The sequence below is a fragment of the Corynebacterium sp. LaCa117 genome, assembly GCF_046717765.1.
Classification (GTDB): domain Bacteria; phylum Actinomycetota; class Actinomycetes; order Mycobacteriales; family Mycobacteriaceae; genus Corynebacterium; species Corynebacterium kefirresidentii.
In genome coordinates this window covers 1,016,698-1,033,944 of sequence record NZ_CP177102.1, presented here as the reverse complement: position 1 = coordinate 1,033,944, position 17,247 = coordinate 1,016,698, and the positions used below count along the sequence as shown (strand labels likewise).

The following is a 17,247-nucleotide window of genomic DNA, read 5'->3' as shown; positions in this document are numbered from 1 at the left end:
GGACCACCTTGGGAATAGAAAATTGGAGGGAATGTCCCCCTTACTATAACCCCAGACGGCCTAAGCGCTGCAGTTTTAGCGTGAAAATGCGGCAATTAATTTTCTCGTCGGCGCCTATTGCGCAGCTTCCGCTCGCCATACCGCTGGGGTACCAAGCCCCATCTCTGTAAAACCGATTTCCGCGCTCCCCAACCACAGCGCTTCCGGGGGCAAACATTCCGCCACAGTGGGGGCCACGGTGGCTAAGGGGTGTGCGGTCTCACCGTTAACTATGAGCCGCCACACCGGAATTCCCTGCGGTCGCTGACCAAACCTGAAACGGTATTCCTGCGCTAACGGGCTGCTTTCCGGGCATGACTCCGCTACCTGAATGACGAAAATGCTAGCTGGATGAAAGCCCTGAGCACGTAGCCTCTCAGGCAGTCCTGCGAGGCAATCCTCACACTCCTGAGTTCCTAGAAGGACGGAAAGATCAGCACTAACCTCCATTAGCCTTCACCCTTAGCCTTAGCTTCCTGCTCCAACTGCGCAATGAAAGCCCTATCATCCTTGTCTAGCTCGGCTACTTCCAGCAGCTCGGGACGGCGCTGCCAAGTGCGCAATAATGCTTGTTCGCGCCGCCACTTATCCACCAAGGCGTGGTTTCCCGAGGTCAAAACGTCCGGTACGGCCAAACCCCGCCACTCTCGCGGCTTGGTATAGCTCGGGCCCTCCAAGAGACCATCAGAAAAAGAATCCTCTTCATGGGAGCGCTTATTACCCAGCACGCCTGGAATGAGTCGCACGACGGCCTCTGCAATTACCAACGTCGCTACTTCCCCGCCGATCAGCACATAATCACCGATGGATACCTCGCGGACGCGGTAGCGACGCGCGGCATCATCCACCACGCGCTGATCGATTCCCTCATAACGCCCGCAAGCAAAGACGATGTGCTCCTCATTCGACCACGCACGCGCATCTGCTTGACTAAACGGTTTTCCCGTTGGGGTAGGCACAATGAGCAGTGGGAGGTCACTATCCTCCTCGGGCTGGGTGTCGACCGCATAGGCCTGCGCCTCTACTCCTTCAAGCTCATCGTGGCGGGGACGGTTCAAGTGCGGAAGGGCCGATTCTAGGTTCGGTGCACTTTCCTGAGCAGCAACACTATCGAGTGCCGGCCCCCATACTTCCGGCTTCATAACCATGCCAGGGCCGCCGCCGACCGGCGAATCATCGACAGACTTATGCGCATCAGTTGCCCACTGCCGCAGATCATGTACGCCTACTTCAAGGCGACCTTGTTCAATGGCCTTTCCTAAAAGTGCATGCCGCAACGGCTCCAAGTACTCCGGAAAGATGGTGACAACATCAAGCCTCATAGGTCCAGCAACCCTTCCGGCGGGTCAATGGTGCACGTCCCTGCTGCAAGGTCCACGTCAGGAACAATGGCATGCACGAAAGGAATGAGTGCTTCCTTGCCAGTGTCGAGATTTACCTCTAGCAAATCTTGGCTTCCCCCGTGGATGACGGATATAACCTCACCAATGCCCTTGCCCGCCAGAAGTACGCGTAGACCTTCCAGCTCATGGTCATAAAAACCGCCATCATCGCTATCGAGCGGCGCGGCGAAAAACTTCGTGCCGCGCAGGCTATCTGCCACATTGCGGTCTTTAATTTCTTCGAAGGTAACGAGCAGCCTTCCCTTGTGAGTGCGGACTGCCTTGATAGTTAGCGTGTGCTCTTTTTTGCCCTGCGTGCCATGGAGCGCTTCCCCCACTGCAAAGCGCACCTCCGGTTCGTCAGTAGTGGCCTCGACTACTACTTCACCCTTCACGCCGTGCGATTTAATCACGCGACCAATCATCAATTCCATAGCGGAAAGTCTACAGCACTGGCTCTTTCCCCTTGTCAGTGATGGGTTTTCAACCACTTCGAAAAAGTTCCAGTTTCTGGGTCTCATTGTCGTTAAAGTAGGCACATGAGCGATTTACCTACCAATTCCCCGGATACTTTTGGCACGGCTTCCCATCTGGGCACTGCTTCCGCTATGACTACACTTAATTTGCTCGATATCGCACCGGATACGGATCCGCAGCGGCCCCGCCCAAGCGTACAGCGCGTCTTGAGCACCGATGGCGCTAATCTCATTCTCTTTAGCTTTGCACCAGGACAGTCTCTACCGGACCACAAGGCCGCTCATCCCATTACCGTGCAGACGCTCCGCGGGCAGCTCAACTTCACCTATGGTGAAGAAACCGTCACCCTTACGCCGGGCACGATCGTGCATCTTCCTGCATATGAGGTGCATAAAGTCGAGGCTGCAGCTGCGGATTCCGGTACCTCTACCCCCGCAATTTTGTTGCTCACTATGCTGACAAAATAGTTTATAGGAACATAAGTTTCGGTGATAAAATGACTTTCATGGAATCGCATAATAAGCCTTACCATCATGGAAACCTCCACGATGAGCTGCTCCGCATCGCAGTCCAGCTAGGCAAGCGAAGCGGCCCCAACGCCATCACGGTCCGTGCCGTAACCCGCGAAGCCGGAGTATCCCCTACCTCCGCCTACCGCCACTTCAAGGATCAAGAAGAACTACACGATAAGGTAGCAGAGCTTGCCACCGACGAACTGGTCCGGCGCCTGCACGAGACCACTGAGGCTGCCGGGAACTTGGACTTTCCAGAGCACTTGGTGCAAATCGGTTACGCTTACCTCGAGTTTGCCTTGGATGAGACCAATTTCTTCCGTTGCATGTTGGAATGGAAGGCGCTGCGCTTCATGCTCGGTGTGGATCCCCACACCGAAGATGATCCGAAGATGGACCACCTTCAGCAGATTCGCGATTTCTTCGCCCTTCTCGCCCGCCACGCGCAAGCTTTGGACAACACTACTGACCCCACATATTTCATGCAGAACGCCCTTTTGGCATGGTCTACCATCCATGGCTTTACCGTTCTTGCCATCAACGGCCCCATGTCACAGCTACCACGCGAGCAAATCCTAGAACTTTTTGCTCCGGTTGTTGCCGGCAGCCTGCGTGGCATGGACTTTAAAGATCCGTCTAATGTCTACAGCCGCTACGCCAACTACAAGCCACAGAGCTAAGGGAAACATTCACCCTCCCCCACCCGTTGTAGCTTGCAGGATTTCACCGTACCTTTTCTAAAACTGACCGCGCACGCACCTCCACCAAGGACATGCGTGCGCGGTCATCTCTTTGGGCCGGTTGATTTCATCCACACAGCACAAAGGCCCCGCCTACACAACTTGCACAGTGGTATAGGCAGGGCCCGAAGCTAGAAGCGCTGTGCGCTTAGCAAAGGAAGGCAGATTACTCTGCAGACTCCTCGGAAGCTTCCTCAGCCTTCTCCTCGGCCTCGGCATCAGCTTCGCCGGCAGCAGCAGCGGCAGCCTCTGCAGCAGCAGCTTCCTCAGCGGCCTTCTTCTCAGCCTCTTCCTTGGCCTTCTTCTTCTTTTCGGTGATGGCCTCAATGGTCGGGCCGTTGTTAGCCTCAGCCAATGCCTCGTTGAAGATTTCCAGCTTGGACTTCTTCTCCTCAGCAACCTTCAGGGTGCCTTCTGCACCAGGCAGACCCTTGTGCTTCTGCCAGTCACCGGTGACCTTCAACAGGGCGAGAACCGGCTCGGTCGGCTGAGCACCGACGGACAGCCAGTGCTGCGCACGCTCAGAATCGATCTGGATGAGGGAAGGCTCTTCCTTCGGGTGGTAGATACCGATGTTCTCGATGACCTTACCGTTACGACGGGTGCGCGCATCAGCGATAACAACGCGGTACTCAGCAGCGCGGACCTTACCCAAACGCTGCAACTTAATCTTGACAGCCATGACGGCTCCTTTTCTAGTCACTGGGCAGTACAGACGCGCACCAGGTAGTGCACCGGTTCAACCCTTGGATTTAATCTGCGCGTGACATACCGGCCGACCGTAGACGGGAACGGTGCTACGCAGAATATTACGATCTAAAAATTACCTAGCCCGGAGTATCCGAGTAGATAACCTGAAGTATTTTAGCGCGAGTATCTGCAATTTTAAAAATCACGACGCCACTCACGCAGGTTCGTTATGCCATCGATACTAAAGCAGAGTAGCCTTAAGTGCCGAATATAGACATTTGGTTTCATATGTATAGCGCGCCTTCTGCCTCACTGTAAAGGCGTTGACGCACGAAAAGACAGTTTATGACTAAAGAATCACCGCGAAATTTCCGGTACCGCTATGACCTTGATGGTCTTCGCGGTATTGCCATCGGCCTAGTAGTTATCTACCACGTCTTCGTTGGACGCGTCTCCGGCGGCGTGGACGTATTCTTGCTGCTATCCGGCTACTTCTTCTTGGGCTCCCAGCTGCGCTACGCCAGCAAGCCCAACGCTTCTTTAAACCCTTGGTGGCCCATCTGGCGCACCCTGCGACGTTTGGTACCCAGCTTAGTTTTGGTCATTGGCGTGACCTACATTCTGGTGCGCATTTTCACCCCACAGCTCATGCGCACCGAGCTCACCCAGCAGATCACCGCCACCATGCTGTACTACCAAAACTGGGAGTTAGCGGAACAAAACGCCGACTATACGGCGGCCGCAGCGGATACCTCCCCACTGCAGCACATGTGGTCCATGGCCGTACAGGGCCAGTTCTACATCATGGGCATTGCCTTTGCGATCATCTTGGCAGCCATCATGAAGTTCCGGCCGAAGCACCAACCACTGGGTAAGCGCAGCTTCCCCACAGTCAACCAGATTGCGGGCCCGATCCTCATTGTGGCCACCATTGCCTCCTTCGCCTATGCTTCACGCCACGGCCTCTACGGCACCCCGGAGAACTACTACTCCACCTGGTCACGCGCTTGGGAGTTGACCTTGGGTGCTGTCCTAGCCATCTACGGTTCCGCATGGAAGATTCCGCCCCGCCTTTATGACCTCTTTACGGGTTTGGGCCTTGTGATGCTCATCTTTACCGGTGCCATCATCGCCGATACCACCGCGTATCCTGGCCCGCTTTCGCTCTTGCCGCTGGGCGGCGCCGTGCTCATCATCTTGGGTGGCGGTGGCAAGATTTCCAAGGCCATGGCCTCCAAACAGGCCCGCTGGCTGGGCGATGTAGCCTATCCGCTCTACCTATGGCACTGGCCTCTGCTTATCCTGTCCACCTCTTATTTGGGTCAAGAAACCCCATCGTGGTGGCTGGGCGTTATCATTATCGTCATTTCACTGGTGCTGGCGGACCTCACGCACCGCTTTTTGGAGCGTCCACTGCGCCAGCATCGCAAGCGCCCCACCGCCGAGGATCTGCCGGTACGCAAGGGCCTATCGACTTTGCGGAAGCCGGCAGGCGCTGCTCGCGGCGTCGGTGGTGTCGTGGTTGCTGCGGCCGTTGTCGGCCTTCTGGCCATTCAGCCGCTGTGGATGCGCACGCTTGATGATGCCGACGCAGAACTTCTGAATCCTTCCCTCTACCCCGGTGCAACGACGTTCATCAATCACCTCACCCCACCGGATAATGTAGAGATTAAGCCTGACCCAATTCTGGCCGGCGGCATCCAGCCACCAGTGGCTGCTAATTGGTGCTTTGTTCCGGATAGCCAGCCCGCTGATTTCTTCTTCGAAACCCGCAAAGACGGCAAAACTCCGTGCATTTTCGGTGACACAAACGCAGAAAAGGAAGTCTATTTGGTTGGCGGCTCCCACGCGGAACAGTATTCTTCCGCGCTTGACCGCCTGGGCAAAGAAATGGGCTTTAAATTGGTTCCGTTGCTACGCCAAGGTTGCCCCATCGAGCTGGGTGACGATGTCACCGTGACCCCTGAGTGCGCCGAATGGGGCAAACTGGTCATGGATCGCATCGAAGAAGCAAACCCAGCCTTGGTGATTTCAAATACCACGCGCCCGCAAAATGAGTACGGCACGGGCCCCGATGCTGTTCCCGCTGGATACCAGGCATTTTGGGATGAATTAGCCGAGCGCGATATCCCCTTCTTGGGCTTCCGCGATAACCCGTGGGGCTTCGATGAGGAAGGCCGTCCGCGCGAGTTCGATGAGTGCTATGTAGCCACCGAAGATGCCTATGATTGCGGCATGCGCTTTGAGCAGGTCTACCAGCCCTATGACCCCGGTGCAGTAGTGCTCTCGAAGTACCAGAATATGCTCTCGGTAGATACCGCCCCGTGGTTCTGCGATGCCAATGGTGACTGCCCAGTCATCATCGGCAATACGATGGTCTACCGCGACATGCACCACATCACCAATGCCTTCGCGGAATCGGCTATGCCCATGATTCGAGAGGCTCTGAAGCCATTCCTCAACGGGGAAAAGGTCCAACAGCAAGCCCCTGATATCCCCCCGGAGCAGGCCGCAGCAGCTGTGGATCCGGCACCCGCCGCACCTACCGACGCCGGCAAGCCACATGCCAACCCAGTCCCCTACCCCAACGCTGGGCACGACGACGCCGTTTAGGCCATAGCGCGATCACGCGCCAACGCCTACGAGCACGGGCGCTGGGGATAAGGCACCCCAGGTGCCTGAATAGAACGAAGGAGGCTCCCACAATAACGTGGGAGCCTCCTTTGCTATGCCTTAAGACTGAGGCACGCTACTTTTTGCCCTTGCCAAAGTCCAAGTTGTTGAGGTCAATATTTTCCATTCCCTTCGGCATCTTTGGCATACCCGGCATTCCTGGCATGCCACCGCCGCCACCCATTTGCTGCTGGAGCTTTTGCAGCTCTTCCATGGACGGCATGCCACCACCACCGGGCATACCTGGCATTCCGCCCATGCCCGGCATTCCGCCCGGCATCTTCGGGCCGCGGTTTCCACCGCCGCCCTTGCCCTTCTTGCGCTTGCCGTTTTTGCCCTTGCGGCCCTTCGGCTTCTTCTTGGTAGCAGAGCGGCCACCCATACCACCCATGCCGAATTGGCCGGCCATCTTGGACATCATCTTCTTAGCTTGGTTGAAGCGCTCGATGAGCTGGTTGACCTCAGAAACGCTCACGCCAGAGCCATTAGCAATACGCTTGCGGCGCGAAGCATTGAGGATCTTCGGATCCTCACGCTCCTGCGGAGTCATACCACGGATGATTGCCTGGATGCGGTCCAGCTGCTTTTCATCCACCATGGCAGCCATCTCATTCATCTGCTTGCCGCCGGGCATCATCTTCAGCAGGTTGCCGATGGGCCCCATCTTGCGGATCATCAGCATCTGCTCAAGGAAGTCATTCAGCGTCAGCTCACCAGAACCAAGCTTAGAGGCGGCCTCCTCGGCCTTCTGATGATCCAAGGTGGCCTCGGCCTGCTCGATGAGGGAAAGCAGGTCACCCATGCCCAAAATGCGGCTGGACATGCGCTCGGGGTGGAAGACATCGAAATCATCGAGCTTCTCACCGGTAGAGGCATACATAATGGGCTTGCCGGTGACCTCACGAATAGACAGGGCCGCGCCACCGCGGGCGTCGCCATCCAGCTTGGTGAGAACCACACCGGTAAAGTCCACGCCATCGCGGAAAGCCTCGGCAGTCTGCACGGCATCTTGGCCGATCATGGAGTCGATGACAAAGAGGACTTCGTCCGGGTTCACGGCATCGCGGATATTGCGCGCCTGCGTCATCAGTGTCTCATCAATGCCCAAGCGGCCGGCGGTATCGATGATGACCACATCGTGCTGTTTCTGTTTGGCCTCAGCAATACCGCGCTTGGCGACGTCCACCGGATCACCGTGGGAGGTACCCATTTCATGCTCATTGGAGTCCAAGGAGGTACCTGGATCCGGAGCGAAGGTCGGCACCTCGGCGCGCTCGCCGACGATCTGTAGCTGCTGCACCGCACCTGGGCGCTGCAAGTCACAGGCCACCAGCATCGGGGTATGCCCTTGCTTGGCCAGGTGCTTGGCCAGTTTACCGGCCAACGTGGTCTTACCGGCACCCTGCAAACCGGCGAGCATAATTACTGTCGGCGGGTTCTTCGCTAGGTTCAGGCGGCGAGTTTCGCCGCCGAGGATCTCAATGAGCTCTTCATTGACGATCTTGACTACCTGTTGGGCTGGGTTGAGCGCCTCAGAGACTTCCGCGCCACGGGCACGTTCCTTGATGCGCTTGATAAAGCCACGGACGACGGTCAAAGACACGTCTGCTTCCAGCAGCGCGAGGCGGATCTCGCGGGCGGTGGCGTTAATGTCAGCCTCGGTCAGTTTGCCCTTACCGCGCAGGCCCGCCAGGGCTGACTGTAGGCGGTCTGATAGTGAGTCAAACACTACGGATGCGCTCCCTTAATTTAGATCGATCTAAAGTTCAACTATTTAATCTTAGTCCCTTGCCAGGGCCCTGGTCACATTCCCCACCACCGTAGCGCGGGAAGCCTGCCCGGCAAGGAAGACATTAACGATCATTGTCGCGCCCATAATCTCATGGCGCAGCCACACAAAGTCTGGCAATGCCTCTATCAAGTGCCCCAAAGCGCCAATGCGCTCGATGGTACGAATGACCAAGATGCCACCCACATCGAAAGCCGCGGTGGTTACTTCTCCCTCGATATCTGGCAGCTCCGTATAGGTACGGGAGTTATAAGACTGGATAAACCTTATCTCCTGGGCCGCTTCCTTGAGGGTCTGTTGTACGGTGCGGATGAAAAACTCCGCCTTATAGGTACCGTCATCCTCTCTAACGATATTGGCGCGTACGATCGTCCACCCCAAAGCGGACAGCAAGGCAAAAATGCGCTTGAGCTCCCCTTTGGAAGACCCACACCAGGACACGGTGACTTCTTGGTCTTCCCAATCCACTGTAAGCGCAACGCCCTCAGCCGATAGCGGCACGTGCACCGCAGGGCACTGAAGGACGCCTGGTTTGAGTGCTTCCAGAGCGCGCGAGACGATAAGCTTCTGTGCTTGCTCTACCCGCGGTGTCCAGACGCTAGGCCCTGTCGATTGTGCATCAGCCTTAGCCAATACCGCCAGCAGCGAAATAATCAGCGGATCGTAATGCGCTGCGGCCAACAATGCGTCACGAGCGGCATCGGAGAACGGGTCCATTGTCGCAGCTAGCCGCGCTAAGGTGGTATGCTCTGCCACCAGAATTTGAGCACGCGACCTATCGGCCACGCTCAACCGCATGCGGGCTGCCTGGCGAGCTATCATTTCCGCGCCTACCTGAGCGTGGGGGCGCTCGTAGCCCTTACCGATGTCATGGTAAAGCGCGGCCAGCAATAATAGATCAGGGCGAGCCACCGAGGTGCGCACCTCCGCGCACCGAGTAACCGTAGCGATGAGATGATGGTCCACCGCACTAACGTGGCTGCGCTCGCGCGGCAACAAACCGCGCACATGCCCCCATTCCGGCACTAGTCGTTCCCACAGGCCATAGCGGTCCAAATCCTGAATGACCCGCGGCGTATATTGCGGGGACGACAAGATAGCGAAGAAATCATCCACCGCAGCTCGCGGCCAGCGTGGCGGCAGCTGCGGCAATTTTTGGAGCTGGTGCCAGGTGGTCTCGGCGATGGTATATCCCGTGCGTGCTGCGGCTGCCGCAACGCGTGTAAGCAACCACGGATCCTCCACATTCGGTTTGCGCGAAAGGTAGATAACGCCGCCCTCTGCCACCACGTCCACATCGAGTGGACGGCGCTGCCCGCGGCCCGCCGCCAGAGCATTTCGCCCCAGCACCCCTCGGGCAGTGGCCAGGCCGCGTTCTACGGCCTTATTTACAGTGGCTGCAACGCCTACCAAAGCGGCGGTTAAGGCATAACGGTTTTCAAAGCCCAAATCCGCAGCCACGTCCGCGGCGAACTCGGGGTCCAAGATATCGCGGTGGCGTCGGGCTTTGACATGCAGGAGTGTGCGGACGTCGAGAAGCAGCTGCTTTTCGACGTCTAGATCAGGAAAGTCGCACAGGTTACCCAAAGCCATCGCGCGCAGAAGCTGAATATCGCGCAGTCCCCCACGGCCATTTTTCAAGTCTGGATTCGTCATTGCTGCTACCGCGCCCGAGCGCTTCCAGCGAATAATCGCGGTATCCACAAAGTCATCAAAGCCGCGCTGCAGCTGGCGCCGCCACGCTGCGAGCAGCTGTGCCCGCGCCTCATCCACTAAAATCTTGCGCCCTGTGACATAGGCCAAGTCCAACTGTGCAAAGCCAGCAGAAGCATCTTCTGCAGCTATTGCCGCACACTCCCGCGGGGTGCGCAGGGCATAATCTAGGCGATACTTGGCATCCCATACGGGCAACCACAGCTTCTCCACCAGCGCTGGGTCTGGATCGTGGCCTTCCGGATAGATAAGGATGACGTCAATATCCGATTGCGGGGTCATCTCATTGCGGGCGAAGGATCCGGTGGCAGCGAGCGCAGTCCCCACTGGGAGCTCGAGGCTGCGCAATACACGAAGCGCCGAGGCATGGGCCTCGGCGCGAATCTGTGCGGCGTTAAGCATACTGGTTTTACAATGCTGCCTCGCCGCGCTCCCCGGTGCGTACACGAATGGCATCTTCTACTGGGGTTACCCACAGCTTGCCATCGCCGATTTTGCCAGTGTAGGCAGCATCCACAATGGCATTGATGATGTCTTCAGCGTGGTCATCCGCGGCTACTACTTCCAACTTGACCTTAGGCACAAAATCGGTGGCGTATTCTGCTCCGCGATATACCTCGCTATGCCCTCGCTGCTGCCCAAAGCCCTGGCTTTCAGTAACAGTGAGACCGCGTACTTCCTGCTGCTCTAGCGCCTGACGGATTTCCGGCAGGGTAAAGGGCTTAACGATGGCCGTGATGAGTTTCATTGTTACTCCTTGTTTTCTCTTCGGGGCGGGCTAGAAGCACCGAATAGTGTGCATCCATTCTAGCCCGAGCACGGCAGTTGCTGTGCACTATTTTCGCGTCATGAATCTGGGGTCCGGTGAATGCCACAATGCAGTAAAACCAAAAGGCGGCGAGCTCGTCTGCATTTCCGCCATTGAGCGCTATTGCAGATAAGACTCGCCGCCAGAAGGCGCTGAGGGTGACTAAATATCGTCTTCCTTGGCTTGCACGGTTTGGACTTTTTTGTGGTTATGCTTGGCGTGTTTGACGTCAGTAACTGTTACGCCGTAGATGGAACGCCCCAGGTAGAAGGAACCTACTGAACTGATAATCCACACGCCGAAGCAGGCGATCAGTGCTTGAATGAGCCGCCACAGGGAAAAGCCATCGCGGCCAAAATCTACAACTAGTTTGGCCACGATAATCAGCGGTACCGCAAGACCCACGGTGGGCCCCAGCAGGTTAGCGCGCGTCAATGCGTCGGGCGCCCGCCACAGGGATATAACCGTCGCGACCACCAAAATGGTGGCGATAATAAGCAGCACCGAGGCGATAATCTCAGAAATAGCCATTTTTATCGCCTGCCCTTCGAGATAATGCGGGCCATAGATAGCGTGGGCAGCACGCCCGCGGCAATGGCACCGAGGAGTGCAATGTAGTAGGCCATCGGGGCGTTATTGGTCATCGACCATGCCAAGTACATGCAGATCATGCCGTAGAACACGATGTCAGACGTAATTGCGCGAGTGAGCTCATCGCGTGTGCGCAGTGCAAGCAGCACGCCGCACCATGTGGCGATGCCAATGATGAATACGCATACAAATACGACCCAGCCGAACGGGGACAGTGTGGCAAAATCAATCATCGCTCGGTCTCCTTCCTGCGTTTTATGTTCCGGGCATGACGCTTTGGCTTTTCGACGTCCGCTTCGCTTTCTGAAAGCGGAGTGTCCTCCGCCCGCGCCAAGTCAGGCGAGCGCATAAAGCGACCGACAGATTCGAGGGGATACTCGTAGAAAGCCTCATCCAATTCCGTCGTCTCTCCTTGGCCTGGGACGCCGTAGTCGATGTCTTTCACCCGTGGGGCAAGGCGCTGCTCCATATCGGCCAAGTCAGCCACGATTGCCGCCGGGTCAGATCCCTGAACGGCCTGCACCAGCACGATGCGTGGCAGCCCCTTGCGGGGTGGCTCGCGCAAACCCAACGAAAGCGTTCCCGGCGTTGCGGTGATGGAAGAAGTAAACCAGAAGATCTCCCATGCGCCAGTCACACGCAGTGGATAACGAATGATAACCGGGTGGTATTCGTTATCTGGCTTAAAGGCCGCCATTGCCAGGCTAATGCCGGCCACAAAGATTTCCTTAATGAGCCACAATGCATACACCACTGCGTTCATTTAACGGCCCTCCTGAATTTCATCGATATTGGGAACGGCAATCGGCTCGTCTCCCAAGACGGTTTCAGTATAAGCGGTGGTATCAAGCAGCTGCTCCGAGGCGCTATCCACAACGTCCAGAACGATTCCAGAGAAAATGAACATGCACAGCGAACCAAGGATGAGTGCGGCAGAGGGGGCCATGAGCTTTTTGCGGATGATCAGTTCATCCGGAACCTTATCTTCCGGCAAGCCCTTGCCCCAGAAAACCTTGCGCCATACGCGCAGCATGGCCAAAAAGGCGGCAAAGGAGGCAATGATGATAGCCGCGATAGCGATCCACGCCCACGCGCCTCCTACCCGGGCAATCTCGAAGACGATCATCAGCTTGCCCCACATTCCGGAGAACGGCGGGAAGCCTACGACGGAGAACGCACCGGCAGCGAAAATCCACGCGATAATGGGGTCCCGACGAGCCAGACCGGACAGCTTGGTTAGCAGGCCCGTGCCGTAGGTTTCCTCAATGGCGCCAGAAGCCAGGATCAGCGAACCAACAGTCAACATGTGGTGAATCGTGTACATAATGCCGGCTGCTAGTGCGCGGCGTGGGTCATCAGAGGTAAATGCAAGCATTACCAAGATGAAAGGCATGCCGTTGAGCATCTGATAGCCGAGCACGCGGCGAATGGAGTTCTCCGCTAGGCCGCCAAAGGCACCGATCATCATGGAGATGATCATGATCACGATGATCAACACATTCCAGCGCTGATCCAGATCGAAAAGCTGCACGTAGAGGCGATAGAGCATGTACACGGCCACCTTGGTGTGCAGGCCGGAAAACAGGCCCATCACCGCAGCTGAGGTCCCCGGGTAAGTGCGAGGCAGCCACGACTGCACAGGGAATACGCCGGCCTTGGCGGTGATTGCGATGAGAATCAAACCCGCAGCGACGGTGACGGGCCCGTTACCTGCTGCCGCACCCTTCAATGCGCCAAGATTTACCGCGCCGGTAACCGAATAGATATAACCCACGCCAACGACCAGCAAGGTGGAGGCGAATAGGTTCACCAAGACGAAGGCACGTCCGGCCGCCAGACGCGACCAAGTACCAGACATGGTGATAAGGCCATAAGACGGCAGAAGCATAACCTCAATGAAGACGAAGAAGTTAAAGAGGTCAGCAGTAAGCAACGCACCGCAGACACCGGTAATCAAAATCAAGGTGAGCGATGGATAGAAGCGAGATTTGGTCTCCCCGCCCGCAATGGCAAACCAGTTGGCGCCAAAAGCGACAATCATCGTGGTGATGATCATCAACGCGGAGAAAGCATCCGCAGCAAACGGGATACCCACATTGCCTTGGTATAGGCCCACTGTGTGGGCAACTACCCCGTTGTTCATGGTGTACATCAGCAGACCCAGGCCAGCGAAGATTCCCATGCCCGGGATGATCAACATGATGGAATCGCGCACCGCACGCCACGGTGCCAGCAGTGCAAAGGCTGCTGCAATCAGCGGGACCGCTGGGAATAGCGGAAGGAGTTGAGCTACAGCATCAGTCATTATTTGTCATCCTCCTTCTGTTCAGCTGCCCCGCGCTCTGCTACGGGAGTGTCGTGGTCCACCTGACCGATACGGTCAAGATGGTTGGTGGAATCTTCCAGAATCTGGCGATTTTGGGCGTCGCGGCCCAAGGTTGAAAAGGCATGGTCGATGGTGTTGTCATCTACCGGCTCCACCACATCGGTGTCGTCGTTCTTGCCCATTGCCGCCATCGTCAACAGAATGGTCGAGGTTGCCATGGAAATAACCACCGCGGTCAACACGAAGGCCTGCGGCAGCGGATCTGCCATCTGGTCGTGTGGAACCTGGGAGGGGAAGGACTCGCCGCGGTAGGAGTACACACCCGTAGCCAGCAGCATTAGGTTGGCTCCGTGTCCGAAGGCCATCATGCCCAACACGATGCGCACCAAACCGCGCTGCTGGATGAGGTAGACGGCACTGCCTATGAGCAAAGCAATAGTCAATGCAAGGATCATTACTTCTCTCCTCCCCGCTTAGGCATGGACCGTTTATTTTTCCTCTTCGTCCTTGCTTCCGATGGCGTCAGCAAAGCCAAAGGATCGGTCGAGGGGTTAATCGGGTCCGGATATGGATCGTCGACATCCTCAAGCGAAATGCGCGGCGTGGTTGGCAGCGCGGAATTATCATCATGAATCCACGGCAGGAAGTCACGCTCCGTGCCAGGGCGCAGGTAACCGCCCAGGGCATTAATCGCCATGGTCAACATGCCCAACACCGCTAGGTAGATGCCCAGATCAAAGATGAGCGAGGTAGTCCAGTGCTGACCAAAAGCTTCGGCGTGAATGGCCGCGAGGAAGCCACCATTTCCAAGGCCGTGGTGCAAGTAGCCCACGAAGCCTGCAATCAAGGCAGTAATAATGCCGATGCCGGTCAGGTGAATCGGGGTCATGCGGCCAAAGACGATTTCATCAGAGCCTCGGGACAGGTAGATAAGCCCGATTGCGGCGCCCATAATCAACGCTGCCGGGAAGCCACCGCCAGAGGCATTATGCCCGCGGAAGAAAACGATGACAGACATGATTACCAGCAGCGGGATTACCACGTGAACGCCCTTGCGCAATGGCACAGAGTTCAGCTGCGACTGGCCAAATGGCGCAGGCCGTGTGCCCGACTTGAACGGGAACCGCGGCAACGTCGTGGTAATGGCTGCGATAACCACTGCTGCCATGCCCAGCACGGAAAGCTCGCCCAATGTATCGAGCGCACGGAATTCCACGATGATGGTAGCCACAACGTTATCGCCGCCGGTAATATCCGGCGCATTATCGAGATACCACATGGCTAGATCCGAACGCTCGTGTCGGCCCATGAGTCCCCACACGCCCAAGAATGCAGCCACACCGGCTAAAACTGCGATGATAATAGAGCCGGTCTTGCGGGACTTATCCTTCACCGGTTGGAAGGTTTCCGGCAGGTAGCGCAGCACCATCATCATGACGATGACGGATAGGGCTTCTACCATAAACTGAGTCAAAGCTACGTCCGGCGCCCCGAGCAGGAACATCTGCAGGGTTACACCAGTGCCGGCGATGCCGATCATGATGGCACCGGTCAAGCGATTCTGAGTGCGCACCAAACCAAACATGGCCAGCGCGATGATTCCCAATGGAAGCAGATCCCATGGGTTATCCAGACCATCTACCCGCGGCTGCAGCGCTACCCCATCGACGCCATCGCGGATGAGCGTGGTCGCGGCCAACACGATAATCAAAATGACAATGGGCAGCATGTGGCGGGACGGATTATGCGAATCGGACATCTTGCCCAAGACTCGTCCCAGCCGCGAACAGCCCAACTGCAGAGAGTGCAGCAACTCATTGCCGCTGCGCGGCATAAACTTCTTGTCCTCAAAGCTTGCCCACATCGTCTTGCGGGCAAAGATACCGGCAATACCGGCGATAAGGACCACGAGCGAGATAAGGAAAGGAACATTAAGCCCGTGCCAGAGGGCAAGGTGCGAATGATGTTCCAGACCAACAGCAGCCACTGCATGGTCAATCGGGTTATTAAAGATTCCGAGTACAAATACCAGCGGCAGGGACATAAAGCCCGGTAGTGCGGCAGGCAGCCACAGGGAAACCGGAGCCTCATGGACATGTCCCATATCGCGAGGTCCATCAAAGAAGGCGCCGAAGACGATCTTGGCGGAGTAGGTAAAGGTAAAGAAGGCGCCGATGGCGGCAACGATGAGCAAGATGACCTGGCCAGTGCCACCAATCGGGGCGTCTTCAAACGCAGTGAGCATGCCTTCCTTGGATACAAAGCCCAAAAGCGGTGGTACCGCGGCCATAGAGGCCGCGCCGATGACTACCGAGCCAAATGTCCACGGCATCTTATTCCACAGTGGTCCGAGGCGGCGAATATCGCGCGAACCGGCCTCGTGGTCGATGACTCCAATAAGCATAAACAGCGAGGACTTAAATAGTGCGTGCGCCAACGTATGTACCAACGCTGCGGCGATAGCGAATGGGGTTCCCACACCAATGGTGGCGACAATCCAGCCCAAATGGGAGACGGTGGAATAAGCCGTGAGCTTCTTCAAATCCGTCTTTTGCACCGCAAAGACCGCGGACATTACCGCGGTACCCATTCCGACCACGATGAGCAGCCAATTCCATACCGCCACATCGTGGAAGATCGTGGAAAAGCGAATCAGCAGGTACACGCCGGCCTTGACCACTGCGGCTGCGTGAAGGAAGGCCGAAACCGGAGTGGCGGCGGCCATAGCCTCAGGCAGCCAGAAGTGGAATGGGAATTGCGCCGATTTGGTAAATGCAGATGCCGCGATCAAGACGGCTACGGCTGCCGTTACGCCTGGGCGTTGCGTCCATACCGGCGACGCCATAATGTCAGATACCGCAGTCGAGCCGGTCACTGTCGCCGCGATACCTAAGCCGGTCAGCAGGGTCAATCCACCAATGAAGGTCAGGATCAAGGTGCGCTGCGAACCAGCTTCACCGCCCGAACCGGAGCGCGCAATCAGCATAAAGGAAGCCAAGGAGACTAGCTCCCAGGCAAGGAACAGAACCACAACGTCATTGGCCAAAACCAGCAATAAAATGGACAGCGTAAACGCTGTCATCAAGGTGTAGAAGCTGGTATTACCCTCATTCTTAGGCAGATAAGCCGCCGAATACGTAAAGACGACGGCACCAATGACCAGCGCCAACATAGCAAAGAAAATACTCAACGCGTCCCCGCGGAGAGCAAAACTTACGTCGACGCCCGGTGCGATAAAATCGCGCACCCAAGTGGCGTGGAAACTCAATTCCTCCCCGGCTGCAATGGCAGGAAATTCCTTGGCAATAAGGACCGCTGCAATAACAAAAAGGCCAGCTAATGGATAGCCTGCCTTTCGGTCAATAACCTTTACGGTTACCGGTGCCAAGATCACTGCCAGCGCCGCGAGGAGGACTGCATAAAGTAGCGTCACGAAATACTTGCCTCACGAACCTTGGTCTAGGTTTAATGCGAATTTCGCATTAAATACAGCCCCTTCAGGCTACC

The 17,247-nt window shown here is 56.7% G+C and carries 15 protein-coding genes; 3 read left to right on the top strand and 12 right to left on the bottom strand.

Going from position 1 to position 17,247, the window contains the following annotated elements; genetic code table 11:
* Positions 1–488: 488 nt before the first annotated feature.
* Together trmD and rimM are read right to left on the bottom strand one after the other, a co-directional pair.
* Positions 489–1,361: a tRNA (guanosine(37)-N1)-methyltransferase TrmD gene (trmD, locus tag ACLI1L_RS05180; protein ID WP_086587460.1), complete on the bottom strand. Its 873-nt coding sequence runs from the start codon at positions 1,359–1,361 to the stop codon at positions 489–491.
* Entirely contained in the window at positions 1,358–1,855 is a 498-nt protein-coding gene (gene rimM / locus ACLI1L_RS05175) for a ribosome maturation factor RimM (RefSeq protein ID WP_086587459.1), read from the bottom strand. The genes trmD and rimM overlap by 4 nt, the downstream gene beginning before the upstream one ends.
* A gap of 105 nt (positions 1,856–1,960) precedes the next feature.
* Between rimM and ACLI1L_RS05170 the strand changes: the two genes are divergently transcribed.
* Together ACLI1L_RS05170 and ACLI1L_RS05165 are read left to right on the top strand one after the other, a co-directional pair.
* Positions 1,961–2,365, top strand: a complete 405-nt coding sequence (locus ACLI1L_RS05170; protein WP_086587458.1) for a cupin domain-containing protein — start codon at positions 1,961–1,963, stop codon at positions 2,363–2,365.
* A gap of 38 nt (positions 2,366–2,403) precedes the next feature.
* Positions 2,404–3,090 (top strand): TetR/AcrR family transcriptional regulator, encoded by a 687-nt coding sequence (locus ACLI1L_RS05165; protein ID WP_244169496.1) that lies wholly within the window; start codon positions 2,404–2,406, stop codon positions 3,088–3,090.
* Between the two features lie 226 nt (positions 3,091–3,316).
* On the opposite strand, the gene rpsP is transcribed toward ACLI1L_RS05165, so the two are convergent.
* On the bottom strand, positions 3,317–3,832 hold the full coding sequence (gene rpsP, locus ACLI1L_RS05160) for a 30S ribosomal protein S16 (RefSeq protein ID WP_005325261.1): 516 nt from the start codon (positions 3,830–3,832) through the stop codon (positions 3,317–3,319).
* Between the two features lie 353 nt (positions 3,833–4,185).
* Here rpsP and ACLI1L_RS05155 point away from each other — a divergent pair, with 353 nt between their 5' ends.
* On the top strand, positions 4,186–6,453 hold the full coding sequence (locus ACLI1L_RS05155; RefSeq protein WP_411708245.1) for an acyltransferase family protein: 2,268 nt from the start codon (positions 4,186–4,188) through the stop codon (positions 6,451–6,453).
* A gap of 136 nt (positions 6,454–6,589) precedes the next feature.
* Here ACLI1L_RS05155 and ffh read toward each other — a convergent pair whose 3' ends face one another.
* From ffh to ACLI1L_RS05110, 9 genes are all read right to left on the bottom strand, one after another.
* Positions 6,590–8,242: a signal recognition particle protein gene (gene ffh / locus ACLI1L_RS05150; RefSeq protein ID WP_086587455.1), complete on the bottom strand. Its 1,653-nt coding sequence runs from the start codon at positions 8,240–8,242 to the stop codon at positions 6,590–6,592.
* Positions 8,243–8,293: 51 nt separating this feature from the next.
* Positions 8,294–10,417 (bottom strand): [protein-PII] uridylyltransferase, encoded by a 2,124-nt coding sequence (locus ACLI1L_RS05145; RefSeq protein ID WP_411708244.1) that lies wholly within the window; start codon positions 10,415–10,417, stop codon positions 8,294–8,296.
* A 7-nt stretch (positions 10,418–10,424) separates the two neighbouring features.
* Entirely contained in the window at positions 10,425–10,763 is a 339-nt protein-coding gene (locus tag ACLI1L_RS05140) for a P-II family nitrogen regulator (RefSeq protein WP_086587453.1), read from the bottom strand.
* A gap of 222 nt (positions 10,764–10,985) precedes the next feature.
* Complete coding sequence (locus tag ACLI1L_RS05135) at positions 10,986–11,354, bottom strand: Na+/H+ antiporter subunit G (protein ID WP_411708243.1); 369 nt, start codon at positions 11,352–11,354, stop codon at positions 10,986–10,988.
* Between the two features lie 2 nt (positions 11,355–11,356).
* Positions 11,357–11,647 (bottom strand): hypothetical protein, encoded by a 291-nt coding sequence (locus ACLI1L_RS05130; protein ID WP_023021278.1) that lies wholly within the window; start codon positions 11,645–11,647, stop codon positions 11,357–11,359.
* Positions 11,644–12,177, bottom strand: a complete 534-nt coding sequence (locus tag ACLI1L_RS05125) for a monovalent cation/H+ antiporter subunit E (protein WP_023021277.1) — start codon at positions 12,175–12,177, stop codon at positions 11,644–11,646. The genes ACLI1L_RS05130 and ACLI1L_RS05125 overlap by 4 nt, the downstream gene beginning before the upstream one ends.
* Entirely contained in the window at positions 12,178–13,719 is a 1,542-nt protein-coding gene (locus tag ACLI1L_RS05120; protein WP_049361134.1) for a monovalent cation/H+ antiporter subunit D family protein, read from the bottom strand. It lies immediately after the preceding gene.
* Complete coding sequence (locus ACLI1L_RS05115) at positions 13,719–14,195, bottom strand: sodium:proton antiporter (RefSeq protein WP_086587451.1); 477 nt, start codon at positions 14,193–14,195, stop codon at positions 13,719–13,721. The genes ACLI1L_RS05120 and ACLI1L_RS05115 overlap by 1 nt, the downstream gene beginning before the upstream one ends.
* A complete protein-coding gene (locus ACLI1L_RS05110; RefSeq protein ID WP_411708242.1) occupies positions 14,195–17,173 on the bottom strand; it encodes a DUF4040 family protein in 2,979 nt (992 codons plus the stop codon). Before ACLI1L_RS05110 ends, ACLI1L_RS05115 begins: the two co-directional genes overlap by 1 nt.
* Positions 17,174–17,247: the final 74 nt, after the last annotated feature.